We start from the raw sequence: 17,905 nt of genomic DNA on the forward strand, positions 1-17,905 counted from the left end.
GATGATGAACCGCGTTCCAAACACTCACCTGTTATTCGTCCTCCGTCGCCGCAGTCCGGGGTGCGGTGCCCTGCTCTGCTTCCCCGGCCTCTTCCGGTTTCTCTTCCGCGGCTGCGTCAGCGGTGGCCTGCGCCGCAGCAGCCTCGGCCGCTGCCTGGGCTGCCTCGGCGGCAACATCCTCGGGCCGGATCCGCTCGGACCAGGGAACCCATTCGGGTGCCAGCACCGAACCTTCGGAAGGCAGCAGCCCCACTTCGCAGACCGTGGCCACCTTGCCGCGCGGAACGCGGGCCAGGGTGGCGTACCACTGCCAGCCGCGGTAGCCGGGCCGGTTGGCCTGGAACCGGTGGGTCACCAGCCGGTCGGCTTCGGGAACGGCGCCAATGTACTCGCCAATCTGCGATTCGGGCACGACCTCCAGCAGGCCGGCCCGTGCCGTTTCGATGGCAGCAGCCAGCACAGCATCCGGCTTCGTCGGCCGGCGGGGTGCCTTCCGGGCAGCGGACTTTACGGGCTGTTCTTCGGGAGCAGTCGTGTCGTTGGTGTTCACTCGGAGGTTCTACCCCTAGGCGTCAAGGTCGTCGGCCACGGCCCGCAGGACCGCGGCGACCTTGGTTGCGTGCTTCTTCTCCGGGTACCTGCCACGGCGCAGGCCATTGGAAATACCATCCAGCAGCTTAATCAGGTCTTCCGTAATCACGGCCATGTCATCCGCAGGCTTGCGGGTGGCCTTGGCGACCGACGGCGGAGCCTCCAGTATGCGGGCCGACAGCGCCTGCGGGCCGCGGCGTCCGTCTGCCACGCCAAACTCCATGCGTGTTCCGGGCTTCACCTCGGTCACACCGGAGGGAAGCGCTGAGGCATGCAGGAACACTTCCTGGCCGTCGTCAGTGGCCAGGAATCCAAATCCCTTACCAGTGTCGAACCACTTGACCTTGCCGATGGGCACTTCGCTTACCTCGTTCTTGTGTAATGGGTGCGGCGCGCTCGCCCGCACGATGTTACTGCTTGCCGTACTGCATCCGGGGTGCCTCAGTGCCGCACCGGTACTGGTTACATTAATACGGCACGTCCCCGTTGCTGCACAGCCCCGGTTGCTGCGCTTTCCCGGTTGGTACGCATCTGCTGCACCCGCCGGCAACGGCCGGGCACCAACAGAGATACTACGGTGAAGTCTGTTCCCTTTAGAATATCCCCTGCACGGGTTCCTGCCTCAGGGTATGGCTTCGTGGGCGTGGGTTTTTAGCTGCTAGCGTTTAAGACCATGGACCCACGCCTGCCAATCACCGGGAAATCAACCGGTCGAACTGCCGATTCCGCACCTGGAACCACTTCCACGGGCCCAGGCGTTCCGCCCCGGTCCAGGCGTTCCTCCATCCGGCTGGTTTTGACCGTACTGGCCGCCGTCCTGGCCCTGGCCGGTGTCGCCAGCCTGGGGGTCCTCCTCCTGCAGGCGCTTCAGGGAGCGGAGATCTGGCCCGGGTTCGCTGCCGGAGCTTTCTACGCCCTGCCGGTGGCATTCCTGCTGATGGCCGGGCTGGTAATTGACTCAATCGTGCACCGGCGGCGCGGCTAACCCGTTTGTTTTTGGTCCCACTCGGGTAACGTATTGGACGATGTCCGCGATCCGAGCCTTGGCTGAAGACCTTGCAGCGCGCAGTGACGAACAACTGCGTGAGCTCCTGACCGCCCGGCCAGATCTGGCCCTTCCCCCGGTACCGGATTTCCAGGCCCTGGCGGCCCGGGCCTCAACGCGCATCAGCGTACAACGTGCCCTGGAAAAACTCACGGCTCCTCAGCTGCAGGTCCTGGAAGCACTGGATCTGACCACCAACGAGGATTCCCATCTGAGCACCACGGCATCCTGGCTCAAGGCGGCCATTGCCGGTTCCACCATCAAGGCCCTGGACTCGATCCTGAGCTATTTGCACAGCCTCGCGCTCCTTCGCCGGGCCACGCCGCACCCGGGTGCCCCGAAGGCCGACGCCGGACGCCGGTTCTATCTGCCCGTCTCCGTCCTCGGGGACGCGCTGGGCGCCTATCCGGCGGGACTCGGAAGGCCCTATTCCACCCTGGCAGCCCAACAGCCTGAGTTCGGCCAGCGCCTGGTGGGGATCGTTGAGGACCTGCGCGAGCGCGGGCTTCCCCTTGAGAAAGCCGACACTCCGGCGACCGCCGCCCATTCCCTGCATCATCTGGTCTCCGACCCGGCAGGCTGGGAGGCACTAATCGCTGACGCCCCGCCGCAGACCGGCGAACTGCTCCGGCGCTTCAAGTACTCGCCGGTCGGGACGATCCCCAAAAAAGCCGCAATCAGCCGGGCGGTCCTCGACAATCCCTCCCCAACGCCGGTGGAATGGCTCGTGGCACACGGCCTGCTGGTTCCGCTCGACGCACTGCACGTGGAGCTGCCCCGGCCGGTGGGCCAGGCGTCACGCGGCCATGTGATCGTCTCGGATTTCCAGCTGGCACCCGTGACTCCGGAACCCCGGCCCGTGCCGCACACCCTGCGGGACAATGCCGCCTTCGGCGCGGTGGCTGAGACGCTGCGCCTGCTCACCGAGCTGCTCGCCCTGACAAGTACGGCACCCGTTGGCACCCTGCGTTCAGGCGGAGTCGGGGTCCGGGAAGTCCGCCGGGTCTCCGAAGCGCTGCGGCTGGATATCGGGGCCACCGCCTGGCTGCTGGAACTGGCGGCGCTCTCCGGGCTTCTGGTCCTCGACGCCGCCACCGCCCGCTGGGGAACCGCGGAGAACGACTGGCTGACCCTGGACCGTGAGGTGCAGTGGCGCCGCCTGGTGGAGTCCTGGCTGGAAGCGGAACGCGCACCGTCCCTGGTGGGGGGCCCGCTGCCCGGCGGCGGGTCGCTGAATGCCCTCGCCGGGGAGCTTTCCCGCCCGGATGCTCCCCTGGTCCGGCGTCGAACCTTGGAAATGCTCGCGGCCCTTTCCGCGGACGGCGAAGGCCACGAATCGCATTCCGGCGCCTTCGATGTCGAGGATCTGCTCAGCGCCCTCACCTGGCACCAGCCGCGGCTGCAGCGGCGCTTCGCCCGCCTGGTGCCGGGGATCCTCAAGGAAGCCGCCCAGCTCGGCCTGATCGGGTCCGGCGCCCTGACCGAGCTCGGCGAGGCAGTCGCCGCGTCCGACTTTGACCGGGCGGCCAGCCGGCTCCGCGAAGCCCTGCCCGAGCCGCTCAGTTCCTTCCTGCTGCAGGCCGACCTCACGGCCGTTGCTCCCGGCTACCTGGAGCCGTCAGTGGCCCGCCAGCTTGCCCTGATGTCCACCCCCGAGGGCCAGGGCCCCGCGGCAATCTACCGGTTCTCTGCCGACTCGATCCGGCGGGCGCTGGACGCCGAGATGGATGCGGCGTCCATTCTGGAGTTTTTGGCCCACTATTCCGCCACCGAGATCCCGCAGCCGCTGCGGTACCTGGTGGAGGACACCGCTGCCCGGCACGGACGCCTGCGCATCGGGGCCGCGTGGAGCTACCTGCGCAGCGACGACGAAGCCGGGCTGAATGCCCTGATGGCCGATCCGCGCTCCGCGTCCCTGGGGCTGACCCGGCTTGCACCCACCGTCATCTCCTCGGCAGCGACTCCCCAGGAGCTGGCCCTGGCGATCCGGGATCTCGGGTATGCGCCGGTGATGGAGGGACGGGCACGCGAAGCCAACGGCTCCCACGCCCGCCCGCCCGTGCCCGCGCCGTCGTCATCCCGTACCCGGGTGAACCAGTGGGAACTGACCGACGCCGACCTCGATGCTCAGATAGCCGCCCTGCGCGGACGCGGACCTGCCGGTGCCCAGAAGCACGATGAGTCGATGCCGCTGGTGGGGCTGGAAACCCTGCGCACGGCCATCCGGACCAAGAGTTCAGTCCGCATGGGTGTGGTGGACAGCCAGGGGAATGAGCGGCAGGAGATCTTTGTTCCCCTGTCAGTGGGAGAAGGCCGGGTACGGGTCTTCGATCCGCGCCGCGACGTTGAGCGCGTAGTGTCGATACATCGGATAATGGACGTGGAATTAGTGGAGGGCAGCCCGGCACATGGTTGACGGACCTTTGATTGTCCAGAGTGATAAGACCATCCTGCTGGAAGTGGATCACGCACAGGCCACCGAAGCGCGGCACGCGATCGCCGCCTTTGCGGAGCTTGAACGCGCCCCTGAGCACATCCACAGCTACCGGCTGACGCCGCTGGGGCTGTGGAATGCCCGGGCCGCGGGTTTGGATGCCGAGCAGGTGCTGAACACTTTGCTGACCTATTCCCGTTTCCCCGTGCCGCACTCGCTGCTGATTGACATCGAGGAAACGATGTCCCGGTACGGACGGCTGCGCCTGGAGAAGGATCCGCAGCACGGACTGGTGCTGCGGACCAACGATTACCCGGTGCTCGAGGAAGTGCTGCACGCCAAGAAGATCCAGCCCCTGCTCGGGCCGCGGATCGACGGCGAAACCGTGGTGGTGCAGTCGGCCATGCGCGGCCAGCTGAAGCAGCTGCTGCTCAAGCTTGGCTGGCCCGCTGAGGACTTTGCCGGCTACGTTGACGGAACCCCCCATCCCATCCTGCTCAATGAGGACGGCTGGGCACTGCGCCCGTACCAGAAGCTCGCCACGGAGAATTTCTGGGCCGGTGGCTCCGGCGTGGTGGTGCTGCCGTGCGGCGCAGGGAAAACCCTGGTCGGGGCGGCCGCCATGGCGACCAGCTCCACCACCACCTTGATCCTGGTGACCAACACGGTGTCCGCCAGGCAGTGGAAGGACGAGCTGCTCAAACGCACCTCCCTCACCGAGGATGAGATTGGTGAATATTCCGGTGCCGTGAAGGAAGTCCGGCCGGTGACGATCGCCACCTACCAGGTTCTGACCCTCAAGCGCGGCGGGCTTTACCCGCACCTGGAGCTCCTGGATGCCAATGACTGGGGCCTGATCATTTATGACGAGGTCCATCTGCTGCCGGCCCCGATCTTCCGGATGACCGCGGATCTGCAGGCCCGCCGCCGGCTCGGCCTCACCGCTACCCTGGTGCGCGAGGACGGACGGGAGGGCGAAGTCTTCTCCCTCATTGGGCCCAAGCGCTACGACGCGCCGTGGAAGGACATCGAGGCGCAGGGCTACATTGCGCCTGCTGACTGCATCGAGGTCCGGGTGGACCTGCCCCGGGACGAGCGGGTCACCTACGCCATGGCCGAGGACGGGGACAAGTACCGGCTGTGCTCGACGTCGGAAACCAAGTCCAAGGTCGTTGAGCAGCTGGTCCGCCGCCACGACGGAGACCAGATCCTGGTGATCGGACAGTACATTGACCAGCTGGACGAACTGGCTGAACGCCTGGACGCCCCGGTAATCAAGGGCGAGACCCCGGTGAAGGAACGCCAGCGGCTGTTCGCCGCCTTCCGCGAAGGCGAGCTCAAGACCCTGGTGGTTTCCAAGGTCGCGAACTTCTCCATCGACCTGCCCGAAGCCTCCGTGGCCATCCAGGTCTCCGGGTCCTTCGGCTCACGCCAGGAGGAAGCGCAGCGGCTGGGACGCCTGCTGCGCCCCAAGGCCGACGGCCGGGCCGCGCACTTCTACACCGTCGTCGCACGCGACACCCTGGACCAGGACTTCGCAGCGAAGCGGCAGCGGTTCCTTGCGGAGCAAGGTTACGCGTACTCCATCCAGGACGCGGCGGACATCGAAAAGCCTGTGTAGCCGCTGCGGCGTTTCCATCCGCGCAGCGCCGCGGCGCTGGACCCCGGTTCCAAGCCGCGCCGGCCGAAGGATTCTGTACCCTCTGGACGGCGCGGCTGCCCCAGCTGTCACATTGGATGTTTCCAGCCCGCTTAAGGCCGGCCTACAGACAACGTCCAGCTAAATGTAAGAAACTAGGCGGGTGAACAAATCGTCTGCACCCGAAGCACGCCTCCTCGTTGTCGATGATGAGCCGAACATCCGCGAGCTGCTCTCAACGTCGCTGCGCTTCGCAGGTTTCGACGTCGTCGCGGCTGGGAACGGACGTGAAGCCCTCGCCGCGGTTGATGAGCACAGCCCCGACCTGGCGGTCCTGGACGTGATGCTGCCGGACATGGACGGTTTCACCCTGACCCGCCGGCTGCGGGCCGCCGGGCGGCACTTCCCGGTCGTCTTCCTAACCGCCCGGGATGACACGGAGGACAAGGTCACCGGCCTCACAGTCGGTGGCGACGACTACGTGACCAAGCCCTTCAGCCTCGATGAGGTGGTCGCCCGGATCCGGGCCGTGCTCCGGCGCACCCAGCCGCTCGACGATGATGACGCGGTGATCCGGGTGGAGGACCTGGAGCTCGACGACGACGCGCACGAGGTACGCCGCGGCGGCGTCACCATCGACCTCTCCCCCACCGAGTTCAAGCTGCTGCGCTATCTGATGCTGAATCCCAACCGTGTCCTGTCGAAGGCGCAGATCCTTGATCACGTGTGGGAGTACGACTTCAACGGCGACGCCTCGATCGTGGAGTCCTATATTTCCTACCTGCGCCGCAAGATTGACCGCAGCCCGGACGCTCCGGCACTGATCCAGACCAAGCGCGGCGTCGGTTATCTGCTGCGCACGACGGAGAAGCGCTAAAACGTTGACCCGACGCTGGAGATCGGCCTCACTGCGATCGCAGCTGGTGGCCATTATGGCCGTGCTTATGGTCGTGACGGTAACCATCACCGGACTGGCCACTATCTATGTCCTGCGGCAAATCCTGGTCAGCCGCCTGGACGCCGATATCCAGGACAACGCCACAGCAATCTCCCGTTACCTCATTTCGGGCGGTCCAGCCGTGGATACCTCACTCTTCCGTTTCTACGGCCTCTATCTCAACGAGGACGGCGAACACGGTCCGGAAACCCATTCCGAGGACAACTTCGATACCCCGATGCTCGGCACCATCGACTCGGAAACCGTCGACGAAATTAACGCGCGCGGGTTCGACGTCCCGGGCACCGCGCCCGGCAGCAAAGGCTGGCGGGTACAGGTCTTCCATATCGCCAATTTCCCGGGGTCTGTGGCTGTCGCCGTTCCGCTGGACTCGGTGGCGGAGACTGTGGACGAGGCAGCCTCCCTGGTCTTTTCTGTGGGGCTCCTTGGCACCCTTGGCGCGACGGGCATCGCCTACTGGGCTGTGACCCGGCAGTTCCGTCCCCTCAGCCAGGTCGAGAAAACGGCTGCGGCCATCGCTGCCGGTGACCTGTCCCGGCGCGTCGAGGTAGGCAACCCCGCCACTGAGATCGGCCGGCTCTCACGCTCCCTGAACGCTATGCTGGCGCACATCGAAACCGCCTTCGCTGCCCGTACCCAGTCCGAGCAGAAGATGCGCCGCTTCGTCCAGGACGCATCACATGAACTCCGCACTCCCCTCGTCACCATCCGCGGCTTCTCCGAGCTCTACCGGCACGGAGCACTGCAGAAACCTGAAGACGTGGAGGCGGCAATGGGCCGGATCGAGAGCGAAGCGAAGCGGATGGGCCAGCTCGTCGAGGACCTGCTGACGCTGGCCCGGGTCGATGAACAGCGTCCGCTGGAATACCGTCCCGTGGACCTCATGATCCTGGGTAATGATGCCGCCCTCGATGCCCGGGCCAGCGCGCCGGACCGGGAGATCAGAGTTGTCGGGCTTGATGGCCGGGCTCCGCGGACCGCTCCCACGATGGGCGACGAAGCCCGCCTGCGGCAGGTCGTGGCCAACCTGATGACCAACGCCTTGCGTTACACCCCCGCCGGCTCACCCATCGAGGTGGCCGTCGGCGTCGCTCCGGTGATCCATGACCGCATGGACGCCGTCCTTGAAGTCCGCGACCATGGACCGGGCATTTCCGACGAAGACGCGGCCAGGGTTTTCGAGCGCTTCTACCGGGCCGATTCCTCACGGTACCGGGAGACGGGCGGAACCGGTCTGGGCCTGGCCATCGTGGCTGCCCTGGTGGCACAGCACGACGGCACCGTCCGGCTGACCGAAACGGAAGGCGGCGGGGCCACGATGTCCATCCGGCTCCCCTACCAGCAGCCCGAAAACATCCCGGAGCATGAGGACGACGGCGGCTCCCCCTCCCCGGCCGGCAGCGGCGGGACCGGCGAAGCAGATGGCGGGACCCGTGAACCAGACGGCGGGACCGGCGAAGCAGACGGCGGAGCCCGCGGAACCGAAGCTCAGGACGGAACCTCCGGTGTGGGCGGGAGCGAGCCGCATCTCCGGGATACCGGCAGCCAAACCCCTCCCGAAGATCCGCCGCGCCCCTAGGTTCCGCCACCGGTACGCCACCGGCGCAGGGCCACTCCCGTCAACTCTTCCTCCACATCCCGCTGCCGTGCTGCCGCTGCTGGAGGGTTTGCTCCCACGGGCGGCACCTTCCAGTCCGCACGGGGCGGTCCGGACCTAGAGTCTGGCGCCAGGGCACGCATCGCGCGGGCCACGAGGATCGGAGGATTTCCATGGCGGGTTTTTTTGTAGACAGCGACATCCTGGCGGCTAAGAGCGCTGAGGTGCGCGGGACGATCGACCGCCTGCAGGCGGACGTCAACGTTATGCAGGCCGGGCTCCAGTCGCTGGGCGAATCCTGGCAGGGACAGGCATCAGCGAACTTCCAGCTCCTGATCGCCGATTGGCGGGCCACCCAGGCACGGGTGGAGGAGTCCCTGGCCAGCATCAACCAGGCGCTGGCGTATGCCTCCGCGCAGTACGCCGAGACGGAGGCAGCGAACACCTCGCTCTTTATGCGCTGAACAGCCTTGGACTGCCAGCGGAGGGGCTAACCCATAACATGAAAAAGGCGCGGCACCCGGTTGGGTGCCGCGCCCATTCAGCGTTGCTTAGGCTCGCCGGCGCTGGCCGGCGGGGTGGGGACTAGAAGCCGCCCATACCGCCCATGCCGCCCATGTCGTCCCCGCCGCCCATTGCCGGAGCAGCCTTCTCAGGCTTATCGGCAACAACGGCTTCGGTCGTCAGGAACAGGCCGGCGATGGAAGCCGCGTTCTGCAGTGCAGAGCGGGTTACCTTGACCGGGTCGTTGACGCCGGCCGCCAGCAGGTCTTCGTATTCGCCAGTGGCCGCGTTCAGGCCGAAACCTTCGGGAAGGCCGCGGACCTTGTCAGCCACAACGCCCGGCTCAAGGCCGGCGTTGAACGCGATCTGCTTCAGCGGAGCGTCGATGGCAACCTTGACGATGTTGGCGCCGGTTGCTTCATCGCCTTCCAGCTTCAGGTTCGCGAATGCCTTCTGGCCAGCCTGGATCAGTGCCACGCCGCCGCCGGCAACGATGCCTTCTTCGACTGCTGCCTTGGCATTGCGCACAGCATCTTCGATGCGGTGCTTGCGTTCCTTGAGCTCAACCTCGGTTGCAGCACCGGCCTTGATGACCGCAACGCCGCCGGCCAGCTTGGCCAGGCGCTCCTGCAGCTTCTCGCGGTCGTAGTCGGAATCGGAGTTCTCGATCTCGGCACGGATCTGGTTGACGCGGCCTGCGATTTCGTCGGCGTCGCCGGCACCCTCAACGATGGTGGTCTCGTCCTTGGTGACAACGACCTTGCGTGCCTTGCCCAGCAGGTCCAGCGTGGCGTTCTCCAGCTTGAGGCCAACTTCCTCGGCGATGACCTGGCCACCCGTGAGGATGGCGATGTCAGCCAGCTGGGCCTTGCGGCGATCGCCGAAGCCCGGGGCCTTGACGGCAACGGACTTGAAGGTGCCGCGGATCTTGTTGACAACCAGAGTAGCCAGGGCTTCGCCCTCGACATCTTCGGCGATGATCAGCAGCGGCTTGCCGGACTGCATGACCTTTTCCAGGACAGCAACAAGGTCCTTGACGTTGGAGATCTTTGAGTTGACGATCAGGATGTACGGGTCCTCGAGGACAGCTTCCTGGCGCTCAGCGTCGGTGACGAAGTAGCCGGAAATGTAACCCTTGTCGAAGCGCATGCCCTCCGTGAGCTCAAGCTCCAGCCCGAAGGTGTTGGACTCTTCGACGGTGATGACGCCTTCCTTGCCAACCTTGTCCAGCGCCTCGGCGATCAGGTCGCCGATCTGCTGGTCGCCGGCGGAGATGGAAGCCGTGGCAGCGATCTGCTCCTTGGTTTCGATTTCCTTGGCGGAGTTCAGCAGTTCGGCCGTGACGGCTTCGACAGCCTTCTCGATGCCGCGCTTGAGGCCCAGCGGATCGGCACCGGCAGCAACGTTGCGCAGGCCTTCCTTCACGAGTGCCTGGGCGAGGACGGTTGCCGTGGTGGTGCCGTCGCCTGCGACGTCGTCCGTCTTCTTGGCAACTTCCTTGACCAGCTCGGCGCCGATCTTCTCGTAGGGATCGTCCAGCTCGATCTCCTTGGCGATGGAAACGCCGTCATTGGTGATCGTGGGGGCACCCCACTTCTTTTCGAGTACGACGTTGCGGCCACGCGGGCCGAGGGTGACCTTGACGGCGTCGGCGAGGGTGTTCAGGCCCCGCTCGAGGCCGCGGCGTGCCTCTTCGTCAAATGCAATGATCTTGGCCATAACGGCTATCGTCCTTCCGGAACAGTCATGCTTGAATGTTGCATTCCTGGCTGAGGCGCCCGCGACGGACGGAGCAAAGCGCACGATCTATTTACGTGCACCCCGACCCCTCACCCCAGTGGCTTGCTGGTTCACTCAACACCGGTGACTTAGCAGTCAACCCGTAAGAGTGCTAAGTCAATAATTAGCACTCCCGCTCCTTGAGTGCAAGCAGTCACGGGGGCTTGTGACCCGGGTTTCAGTGCTATTTCTTCCCCTCGGCGAACACGGACGGACAATCTGCCTGGAGCCTCACCCGATTGACCGCGGGGCGGCGTAGATTGGTTCTGCAGCAGCTCCCAGGCGCCCGCCCGGCACAGCAAAGCCGGCCGGCACTCCCCCGACCCCGTGAGGACCGGACCATGTCCATGAACCAGCCGCCAAACCAGCATCCTTCAGAGGAAGGGGACGACGGCACCGGAGCAGCGCCCGGGCCGGCCACCCATGGCGCCAGCGCTGCTCCGCCGCCACCGCCGTACGGGCGCGCACCTGGGGAATACGGTGCGCAGGGACCGGAGGGTAACGACCGGCAGCAGGGGCCGGGCCCCGCTTGGAACCAGCAGGCCCAGCCTGGCAACGGTACGCAGGGACAGCCGCCCTTCCCGCAGGGTTACCCGCCGCAGGGTACCAATCCACAGGGACCCCCCGGCGGTTACTACCAGTCCGCACCGCAGGGGCAATACCCTCCCGGTTACTACTACGCCGTGGAACCGCCGAAGTCCCGGCTGGCGGCCGGACTGCTCGGGATCTTCCTCGGCGGCTTCGGCATCCACCGGTTCTACCTTGGTTACACCAGCATTGGTGTGGTGCAGATCGTGGTCACTGTGTTCACCTGGGGTCTCGGTGCGGTGTGGGGGTTCGTGGAGGGCATCATGATCCTGGCAGGCGCACAGACATTCCGCACCGATGCCCGCGGAGTACCGCTGCGCGAATAACCGCTGCGCGAATAACCGCGGCGCGAACAACTGCAGCCGGGCAAAACAGTGCCGGCGGCCGTGATTCCGGCTGCCGGCACTGATGATGGTCCCGGTTCTCACCGGGAGGGCGGACTACACAGTCCGGACGTCTTCTGCCTGCGGCCCTTTCTGGCCCTCACCGATGTCAAATTCGACCCGCTGTCCCTCTTCCAGCGTCCGGTATCCTGCGGACTGGATCGCTGACCAGTGAACAAAGACATCGGTCTGGGCCTCGTCAACGGTGATGAATCCGTAGCCCTTTTCCCCGTTGAACCATTTGACGATCCCCTGCGCCATGCTTCTCTCCCCTTTTTCGGTTCCGTTCCAGCGGACGTGGGTCCACCGGAACAGCCGCCGGATTGAGCCGGGCCGATGTATGGCCAGGTCTCTGTTTCCGGGCGGCTGGCCCTTACTTTAGCCACAGGTGGAAACAACACCCATGGGCCGGGAGGATAGTTATCGAGATTTTACTTATGGCTGGGCACCGGCCGCGCCGGCCTACTGGAATCCGGGTCCCGCCACGACGGTGACGTTGGAGAACTCGGGTGATTCGCTCAGCGTAGGAATCCCCAGGAGTGCGGACAGCTCCTCGGCGTTGGCCAGCTGGGCTTCGCCGTTGTAGAAGATCACCGAGGTCTGCAGCGGGGTCCCTGCCCAGTTACCCACCTGGGCCGTCGTCCAGCCGTCGGCTCCGATGCGAGTCGAGATGCCGGCACCCAGGCCGGATATCCCGCTGGCGTTGAGGACCACCACCGGCTGCGTCCTGTCCGCCACCGGGGCCGGGGGCGTCGGTTCAGGAGTTTCTGACGGCGAAGCCGATGGCGTCGACGACGGAGACGGAGCGGGAGACGGAGAGTCACTCGGGGAATCGGACGGGGATTCGCTTTGCTCCGCGGCGGGTGTCTCCGAAGCGGCCGGGCTGGCATTGCCCTCAGCACCGATCCCGAGCCGCGGCAGCACGAAGTAGGCAGCGAGTCCTACAAGGAGAGCAAGGACACCAACGGTGATGATCAGTCCGACGCCGCTGGAGCGGGCGGGAATAAGGCGTTCACGGTGGACACCCTGCCGCGTCGAGGTCTCGGGGACCTTGTCGAACTCGTCCCTGGGATATTGGCTCATGGTTGTGTTGTTGTCCTTGGTCTTTGGCTCGGCCTAGGCGTCTGAACCGATACGGCGGGCGGTCCTCGCACGCTGGCGTGTAGTACGTAGTCTACGCAGCCGCTTTACCAGCATAGGATCGTGCGCGAGCGCTTCCTCGGTATCGATCAGTGCGTTGAGGATCTGGTAGTAGCTGGTGGCAGAGAGTCCGAACAGGTCGCGGATGGCCTGTTCCTTGGCACCGGCGTACTTCCACCAGGAACGCTCCAGGGAGAGCATCTGCTGCTCCCGTTCGCTCAGGGGACTGTCAGGATCGACGGCACCGTCCAGTGAAAATTCCCCGGCTTCGGCTGATCCTGCCACTGAGTTGTCCCCGTTTCCGTGCCGTTCCCTGGGCACAGCCGCATGGCGCGGGTTCCAGGGAAAAAGAGTCTGCTTCCTGCAGCAATCGTAAACCGGAATAACAGGGTTGTCATTTGAGCGGACCAGGCCCCAGCTGGGATCTTTCCCGCAAATAGCCAAGACTGGGAGGGTGACAAGCAGCGATGAACCCGCCCTCTTCAGCTACGACCCCCCGGCCGCCGGCTGCCCCGCAGAGCCTGGCCCAGGCCAGTCCGAAGGCGCGGCAATCCCCTTTACCAGCGGCACGCCGCTTGCGGAGGTGATGGCCGCGGATTGGGCCCGGGCGCTGGAGCCTGAGGCATCCCGGCTCTATGCCCTCGGAGACGAATTGGAGCGGCAGCGCCTCGCGGGAGCCCGTATCCTCCCTGGCCCGGATAACATTCTCCGTGCCTTCCAGCGCCCGATGGCAGAGGTCAGGGTGCTCATCACCGGCCAGGATCCGTACCCGACCCCGGGGCACGCCGTCGGGCTTTCCTTCTCTGTTGATGCAGGTGTGCGGCCGCTGCCGCGGTCCCTGGCCAATATCTACAAGGAACTCGCCGCTGACCTGGATATTCCTCCTGCACCGCACGGAGACCTCAGCGCCTGGACCAACCAGGGAGTGCTGCTGCTTAACCGCGCCCTGACCGTAGAGGCCGGAGCGGCAAACTCGCACCGGGGACACGGCTGGGAAGCCATTACGGACCTGGCGGTGCGCGCCCTGGCTGCGCGGCGCCGCCCGGACGGCAGCCGTCTTCCGCTGGTGGCAATCCTCTGGGGCCGCCAGGCGCAGGCCCTGGCTCCCCTGCTTGATGGTGTTCCGCGCATTGAATCGGCACATCCGAGCCCACTCTCTGCGTCCCGCGGCTTCTTTGGCTCCCGACCCTTCAGCCGGGCCAACGAGATGTTACTTGCTCAGGGCGCAGCCCCCGTGGACTGGCGGCTGCCCGGGGTACGGTAGAGGCAAACCCACCAAGGAGAAAATCCGCTATGCCTGATGTCCCTACCACCCGTGTCGAGGCCCCGGCGAGGCGTCCACGCCCGGTCCACACCATGCAGGTGCTGCGCCGTGAACAGCTTTCCCCGCACATGGTCCGCATCGTTGCCGGCGGCCACGGCTTCGATTCCTTCGAACCGAACGGGCGGACAGACGCCTACTGCAAAATCTGGTTCGGGCCGGATGGCCGACCCCTGGATGGCTCCGTAAGCCTGGAGGACCTCCGGGAGCAGACCGAGCGCGAAAACTGGCCGGTCTCCCGGACCTACACGGTGCGCTGGGTGGATATGGAAAAGCGCGAACTGGCGATGGACTTTGTGGTGCACGGCGCTGACGGCCTCGCTGGCCCGTGGGCCGAAACGGCACAGCCCGGCGACATGCTTACGTTTGGCGGTCCGGGCGGCGCCTTCTCCCCCGATCCCGATGCCGATTGGTATCTCTTCGCCGCAGACGAGTCCGCGCTGCCTGCCACGGCAGCAGCCCTGGAAGCGCTCAGCGCCGACGCTGCCGGCCACGCGCTGATCGAGGTGGGTGGCCCCGCTGACGAACTGCCGCTGGCAGCCCCCGAGGGCATGACTGTCACCTGGGTGCACCGGGGGGAAGCCGCACCCGGGGCTCCCCTCTCGGAGGCTGTGGGCGCACTGGCCTGGCGTGCCGGACGGGTCCAGGTCTTCGCGCACGGCGAGCGTGAGGCAATGAAGTCCCTGCGGGAAATATTCTTCACCCGGCATGGACTCGAACGCAGCCAGGTGTCCCTGTCCGGTTACTGGGCGGCGGGACGAACCGAGGACGCTTTCCAGGCCGAGAAGAAAACCCCTGCCGGAAAGGTCCTGTAGCTCCCCACCCGGTTCCGGAACCTGCCGGACCGGAACCGGGATCCCGGGGTCAGCGGCGGCGGTTGCGCCGGTCGTTGCCGTTCAGGTTCCGGGTCAGGGGACGGGCCAGGTTATCGCCGAAGACCACCCCGCCCGCGATCGCCAGGATCACGGTCAGCGCGTTGAACAGGCCTATAACGCCTAGGGAGACGTCGTCCAGGCCGATGCTCAACCCGTACATGGAGCGGAAGATGCTTAGCCCGGGGAAAAGGAAAAGAACCGCGGGCACGGCGATCACCAGCTGCGGTGCCCCCATCCGCAAGGCCACGATGCGCGCGGCCATGCCGATCACTATGGCGGCGATCGCCGGAGTCAGCCGCGGGCCCACGCCAATCGCCTCGGAGAGGTTTCCGACCAGGAAACCGCCCAGCCCGATCAGCACCGTGGGCAGCACCAGGTTCACCGGGGACTGCTCCGTGACGCTGATGGTTGCCAGGGCCACAGCCAGCATGAGCACCGTCACCGCGAAGGGGTACTGGGACGATGCCACTTCGGTGACTTCCAAGCGGGGCACGCCCATCAACGCGCCCACCACCAGGGCGACGGCGATGCCCGCCACGATGGCACCAAAGGTCAGGAATGCGGACAGGAAACGCCCGGCCGCCGTGACCGGGAAGCCGTTGATGGCATCCTGCACCGCCGAAACGAGCCGGCCGGTTGGCAGCAGCAGCAGGATGCCCCCGGCCACCACAATTCCCGGCGCGATGTCCAGCTCCAGGGAATCCGTGGCATCCAGCGCCCAAAACAGCATGGCCAATGCCGTGACCAGGAAGCCGCTGGCAGCCGTGGTGAAGAAGTCCGGCACGCGCCAGCGCCCCAGCAGCCGCTGCAGCAGGCTGACCAGGATGGTGCTGAAGAAGGCCACGGCGGAACCCAGCGGACCGCTGCCGATGAAGGCAACTATCGCCGCGGCGAACAATCCGGCGGAGAACGTTACCGCCCACCGCGGGAAGGGCTTGGGCTGGTGAACTATGGTGTTCAGCTGCTGTGCCGCCTCGGGGCGGGATACATTGCCGTCCACGATGTCCGTGACCAGCCGGTGGACCAGGGCCAGTCCGGCGTAGTTGTTCGTCCAGGAGCGCACAACCCGCATCACGGTAATCGGCGTCTGGTCCTTGGGCGAGTAGTTAAGCAGGACGGACTGGTTGGTGATGTCCACCTCGATATTGTCCAGGCCGTAGGCTGCGGTGACTGCGATCATCGCCGTCTCAACCTCCAGGGCACCCGCACCGTAGCGGAACATCGTTTCCGCCATGCTCAGCGCCAGGTCCAGCGTCTTGCGGGCACTGGCATCCGGGCCGCCCGAGCGGACCCGGGGGTTCGCGTAAGGACTCCCGGCCAGACGTTCAACGATCGACATGGCCTGGGTCGGCGGAGTCTCACCCTGGACCAGCCGGCGCAGCATCCTGCGCGCCGCGGCTGAAGAGGAATCCGCGCGCTGAGCGGCACTCTGGCTGTGCTGACGGGGAGTGGTTTTGCGGGCACGCGGCTTCCCGGGCCGGGCTGGTGCTCCAGGCCGCGGCGCAGCTGGGGCTCCCGCACCCTGCGAAGCCGCAGTCTTCCGGGCGGCAGCCTTCGCCAGGCGGACTACCGATGTGGTGGCCGGCGGCGGCTTGGGTTTGGTGCTGCGCAGCCCGCCCGTTCCGGGCACGGAAAGCGGAGCCGTCTCCTCCGGAGGCTCCGGGCGTGCGCCCGGTGCTTCTCCGGGGCGGGGCGGTGCTTCCCCGGGGCGGAGCCCGGCTCCCCGGCCGTTGCGTTCCGGGACCTTGATGACCGGAATCAGGCCTGCCACAGGCTCAGGATTCGAGGCAGGCTTGTGGCGGTCGTCGTCGTTATCCACGGTGTCCACCCCAGAAGGTCCCTTCGTGCGTGCGGTTTAGTAGAACGGCTGGTGGTGACGGCGCCAGTAGACCTGGCGCGTCACACGCTCGCCAATGGTGTTCCAGATCCGGTAACGGAGCGGATCCAGGACCAGGTCATAACACCCGGCGAAGTCGGTGACAGTCTTTGAGAAGCTGGTCTTGAACAGTCCCAGCCCGTGATGGGGGTGTTCCTTGTTCTTCAATTCGCTGCTCGGAGGAGTCCCGCAGAAATCGTATTCCTCGATACCGAAGTCTTCCTTGAGTTCGGTCAGCGCGGTCCACTGCACCAGATGGGAGTCACCGTACTGCTTACGCCGCGGCTTGGACCCGCCGTCCTTGTAGGTGCCCTTCTTCCCGTAGGCGATCACGAAGGCACCGACGCTCGGCTCGCCGTCCTCGAAGGCGAAGTAGAAGCGGCCCTGCCCCGCGGCCACGAAGTTGGACCAGAAGCGGCGGTAGTACTCATAAGAACGCATCCGTGCGGAGGACCGGTCCTCGATATGGCTCATGAGTTTGTACATCGCCCGCATGTTTTCCTCCGTGGGCTCCACCCGGCGCACGTCGGCGCCTTCGCGGATGGCCCGGCGGACGGCGTTGCGCGCGCGGGAAGAGATGTTCTTGAGGATCTGCTCCGTGTCCGGAGTGGTATCCAGCAGTGCGGTGGAGTCGTTGGGCTGCAGGTTGAAGGTCTTGACCAGGCCGGCACCGGTGAACAGCTTCCGCACGTCCTCACCGTCCACCACATCGGGTTCCACCTTGAGGGCAAAGACCCGGCGCCCGGTCAGCTTGATGAAGTCAGCCAGGGCCTCGGCCATGGCGGGGACGTCCTCCGGTGCTGCCGCGTCCGGACCCTTAATGAGGTACCAGAGGCTACCCAGGACCGGGACCTTCTTTTCGATCGCCAGGTTATAGGAGGTGTAGTCCGCGCAGGTGAAGACCAAATATATTGGGTTCCAGCCGTGGTGCGATTTAACCTCCGCGTAGGCTGCGGATTGAAGGACGTTACCGCCGCCCGGATTCGCCTGAACGTGGCTGTCCCAGTCCGCTATCTCCTCGGCAGTGGCCAGGCGTGCACTAAAGTCTCGCAAAGTTCCTCAACTAGTCCTCGGTTGGTGGATCAATCCTTTTGCCCCCGCACGGAGCTCCGGCTCCGGGCCGTTTCCCAGTCTATCCGCAGGCTGCCTGGCACCAGTACGGCCGGCTGCGGCGG

General features: G+C 65.8%; 17 protein-coding genes. 9 read left to right on the plus strand and 8 right to left on the minus strand.

Going from position 1 to position 17,905, the window contains the following annotated elements; all coding sequences use genetic code 11:
* Nucleotides 1-31: 31 nt before the first annotated feature.
* Both H9638_RS15185 and H9638_RS15190 read right to left on the minus strand, forming a co-directional pair.
* The gene (locus H9638_RS15185; protein WP_191748799.1) at nucleotides 32-550 is read right to left on the minus strand and encodes a DUF3027 domain-containing protein; all 519 of its coding nucleotides are present in this window, start codon (nucleotides 548-550) and stop codon (nucleotides 32-34) included.
* A gap of 15 nt (nucleotides 551-565) precedes the next feature.
* On the minus strand, nucleotides 566-949 hold the full coding sequence (locus H9638_RS15190; protein WP_191748801.1) for a cold-shock protein: 384 nt from the start codon (nucleotides 947-949) through the stop codon (nucleotides 566-568).
* A gap of 438 nt (nucleotides 950-1,387) precedes the next feature.
* Here H9638_RS15190 and H9638_RS15195 point away from each other — a divergent pair, with 438 nt between their 5' ends.
* The 6 genes from H9638_RS15195 (at nucleotide 1,388) to H9638_RS15220 (ending at nucleotide 8,728) form a co-directional block, all read left to right on the plus strand.
* The gene (locus H9638_RS15195) at nucleotides 1,388-1,576 is read left to right on the plus strand and encodes a hypothetical protein (RefSeq protein WP_191748803.1); all 189 of its coding nucleotides are present in this window, start codon (nucleotides 1,388-1,390) and stop codon (nucleotides 1,574-1,576) included.
* 40 nt (nucleotides 1,577-1,616) lie between these two features.
* A complete protein-coding gene (locus H9638_RS15200; RefSeq protein WP_191748805.1) occupies nucleotides 1,617-4,052 on the plus strand; it encodes a helicase-associated domain-containing protein in 2,436 nt (811 codons plus the stop codon).
* Complete coding sequence (locus H9638_RS15205; protein ID WP_191748807.1) at nucleotides 4,045-5,691, plus strand: DNA repair helicase XPB; 1,647 nt, start codon at nucleotides 4,045-4,047, stop codon at nucleotides 5,689-5,691. Before H9638_RS15200 ends, H9638_RS15205 begins: the two co-directional genes overlap by 8 nt.
* A gap of 181 nt (nucleotides 5,692-5,872) precedes the next feature.
* Nucleotides 5,873-6,586 (plus strand): response regulator transcription factor, encoded by a 714-nt coding sequence (locus tag H9638_RS15210; RefSeq protein WP_066301796.1) that lies wholly within the window; start codon nucleotides 5,873-5,875, stop codon nucleotides 6,584-6,586.
* A 55-nt stretch (nucleotides 6,587-6,641) separates the two neighbouring features.
* Nucleotides 6,642-8,246, plus strand: a complete 1,605-nt coding sequence (locus H9638_RS15215) for a sensor histidine kinase (protein WP_191748809.1) — start codon at nucleotides 6,642-6,644, stop codon at nucleotides 8,244-8,246.
* Between the two features lie 191 nt (nucleotides 8,247-8,437).
* Nucleotides 8,438-8,728: a WXG100 family type VII secretion target gene (locus tag H9638_RS15220; protein WP_191748811.1), complete on the plus strand. Its 291-nt coding sequence runs from the start codon at nucleotides 8,438-8,440 to the stop codon at nucleotides 8,726-8,728.
* A gap of 121 nt (nucleotides 8,729-8,849) precedes the next feature.
* On the opposite strand, the gene groL is transcribed toward H9638_RS15220, so the two are convergent.
* A complete protein-coding gene (groL, locus tag H9638_RS15225; RefSeq protein ID WP_191748813.1) occupies nucleotides 8,850-10,487 on the minus strand; it encodes a chaperonin GroEL in 1,638 nt (545 codons plus the stop codon).
* Nucleotides 10,488-10,888: 401 nt separating this feature from the next.
* On the opposite strand from groL, the gene H9638_RS15230 reads away from it, so the two are divergent.
* Nucleotides 10,889-11,461, plus strand: coding sequence for a TM2 domain-containing protein (locus tag H9638_RS15230; protein ID WP_191748815.1), 573 nt, complete (start codon nucleotides 10,889-10,891; stop codon nucleotides 11,459-11,461).
* 114 nt (nucleotides 11,462-11,575) lie between these two features.
* On the opposite strand, the gene H9638_RS15235 is transcribed toward H9638_RS15230, so the two are convergent.
* The 3 genes from H9638_RS15235 to H9638_RS15245 all read right to left on the minus strand — a co-directional run bounded on the left by H9638_RS15235 (nucleotide 11,576) and on the right by H9638_RS15245 (nucleotide 12,943).
* On the minus strand, nucleotides 11,576-11,779 hold the full coding sequence (locus H9638_RS15235) for a cold-shock protein (protein WP_191748817.1): 204 nt from the start codon (nucleotides 11,777-11,779) through the stop codon (nucleotides 11,576-11,578).
* Between the two features lie 201 nt (nucleotides 11,780-11,980).
* The gene (locus H9638_RS15240) at nucleotides 11,981-12,601 is read right to left on the minus strand and encodes a LytR C-terminal domain-containing protein (protein WP_191748819.1); all 621 of its coding nucleotides are present in this window, start codon (nucleotides 12,599-12,601) and stop codon (nucleotides 11,981-11,983) included.
* A gap of 33 nt (nucleotides 12,602-12,634) precedes the next feature.
* The gene (locus H9638_RS15245; RefSeq protein ID WP_191748821.1) at nucleotides 12,635-12,943 is read right to left on the minus strand and encodes a DUF3263 domain-containing protein; all 309 of its coding nucleotides are present in this window, start codon (nucleotides 12,941-12,943) and stop codon (nucleotides 12,635-12,637) included.
* Nucleotides 12,944-13,208: 265 nt separating this feature from the next.
* Here H9638_RS15245 and H9638_RS15250 point away from each other — a divergent pair, with 265 nt between their 5' ends.
* On the plus strand, nucleotides 13,209-13,922 hold the full coding sequence (locus tag H9638_RS15250) for a uracil-DNA glycosylase (protein WP_318241907.1): 714 nt from the start codon (nucleotides 13,209-13,211) through the stop codon (nucleotides 13,920-13,922).
* A gap of 29 nt (nucleotides 13,923-13,951) precedes the next feature.
* The gene (locus H9638_RS15255) at nucleotides 13,952-14,794 is read left to right on the plus strand and encodes a siderophore-interacting protein (protein WP_191748825.1); all 843 of its coding nucleotides are present in this window, start codon (nucleotides 13,952-13,954) and stop codon (nucleotides 14,792-14,794) included.
* 49 nt (nucleotides 14,795-14,843) lie between these two features.
* Here the strand turns inward: H9638_RS15255 and H9638_RS15260 are convergent, their stop codons facing one another.
* Together H9638_RS15260 and H9638_RS15265 are read right to left on the minus strand one after the other, a co-directional pair.
* A complete protein-coding gene (locus H9638_RS15260; protein ID WP_318241903.1) occupies nucleotides 14,844-16,682 on the minus strand; it encodes a threonine/serine exporter family protein in 1,839 nt (612 codons plus the stop codon).
* A 27-nt stretch (nucleotides 16,683-16,709) separates the two neighbouring features.
* Nucleotides 16,710-17,783 carry a lipid II:glycine glycyltransferase FemX gene (locus tag H9638_RS15265; RefSeq protein ID WP_191748827.1) on the minus strand — a complete coding sequence of 358 codons (1,074 nt, stop codon included), beginning with the start codon at nucleotides 17,781-17,783 and terminating at the stop codon, nucleotides 16,710-16,712.
* Between the last annotated feature and the right edge of the window lie 122 nt (nucleotides 17,784-17,905).

Source organism: Arthrobacter pullicola (assembly GCF_014836875.1).
Lineage (GTDB): Bacteria > Actinomycetota > Actinomycetes > Actinomycetales > Micrococcaceae > Arthrobacter_B > Arthrobacter_B pullicola.

Coding starts and splice junctions, on each gene's coding strand:
- H9638_RS15200 (WP_191748805.1), top strand. CDS start 1,617: ATGTCCGCGATCCGAGCCTTGGCTGAAGACCTTGCAGCGCGCAGTGAC.
- H9638_RS15205 (WP_191748807.1), top strand. CDS start 4,045: ATGGTTGACGGACCTTTGATTGTCCAGAGTGATAAGACCATCCTGCTG.
- H9638_RS15215 (WP_191748809.1), top strand. CDS start 6,642: ATGGCCGTGCTTATGGTCGTGACGGTAACCATCACCGGACTGGCCACT.
- H9638_RS15220 (WP_191748811.1), top strand. CDS start 8,438: ATGGCGGGTTTTTTTGTAGACAGCGACATCCTGGCGGCTAAGAGCGCT.
- groL (WP_191748813.1), bottom strand. CDS start 10,487: ATGGCCAAGATCATTGCATTTGACGAAGAGGCACGCCGCGGCCTCGAG.
- H9638_RS15230 (WP_191748815.1), top strand. CDS start 10,889: ATGTCCATGAACCAGCCGCCAAACCAGCATCCTTCAGAGGAAGGGGAC.
- H9638_RS15235 (WP_191748817.1), bottom strand. CDS start 11,779: ATGGCGCAGGGGATCGTCAAATGGTTCAACGGGGAAAAGGGCTACGGA.
- H9638_RS15240 (WP_191748819.1), bottom strand. CDS start 12,601: ATGAGCCAATATCCCAGGGACGAGTTCGACAAGGTCCCCGAGACCTCG.
- H9638_RS15255 (WP_191748825.1), top strand. CDS start 13,952: ATGCCTGATGTCCCTACCACCCGTGTCGAGGCCCCGGCGAGGCGTCCA.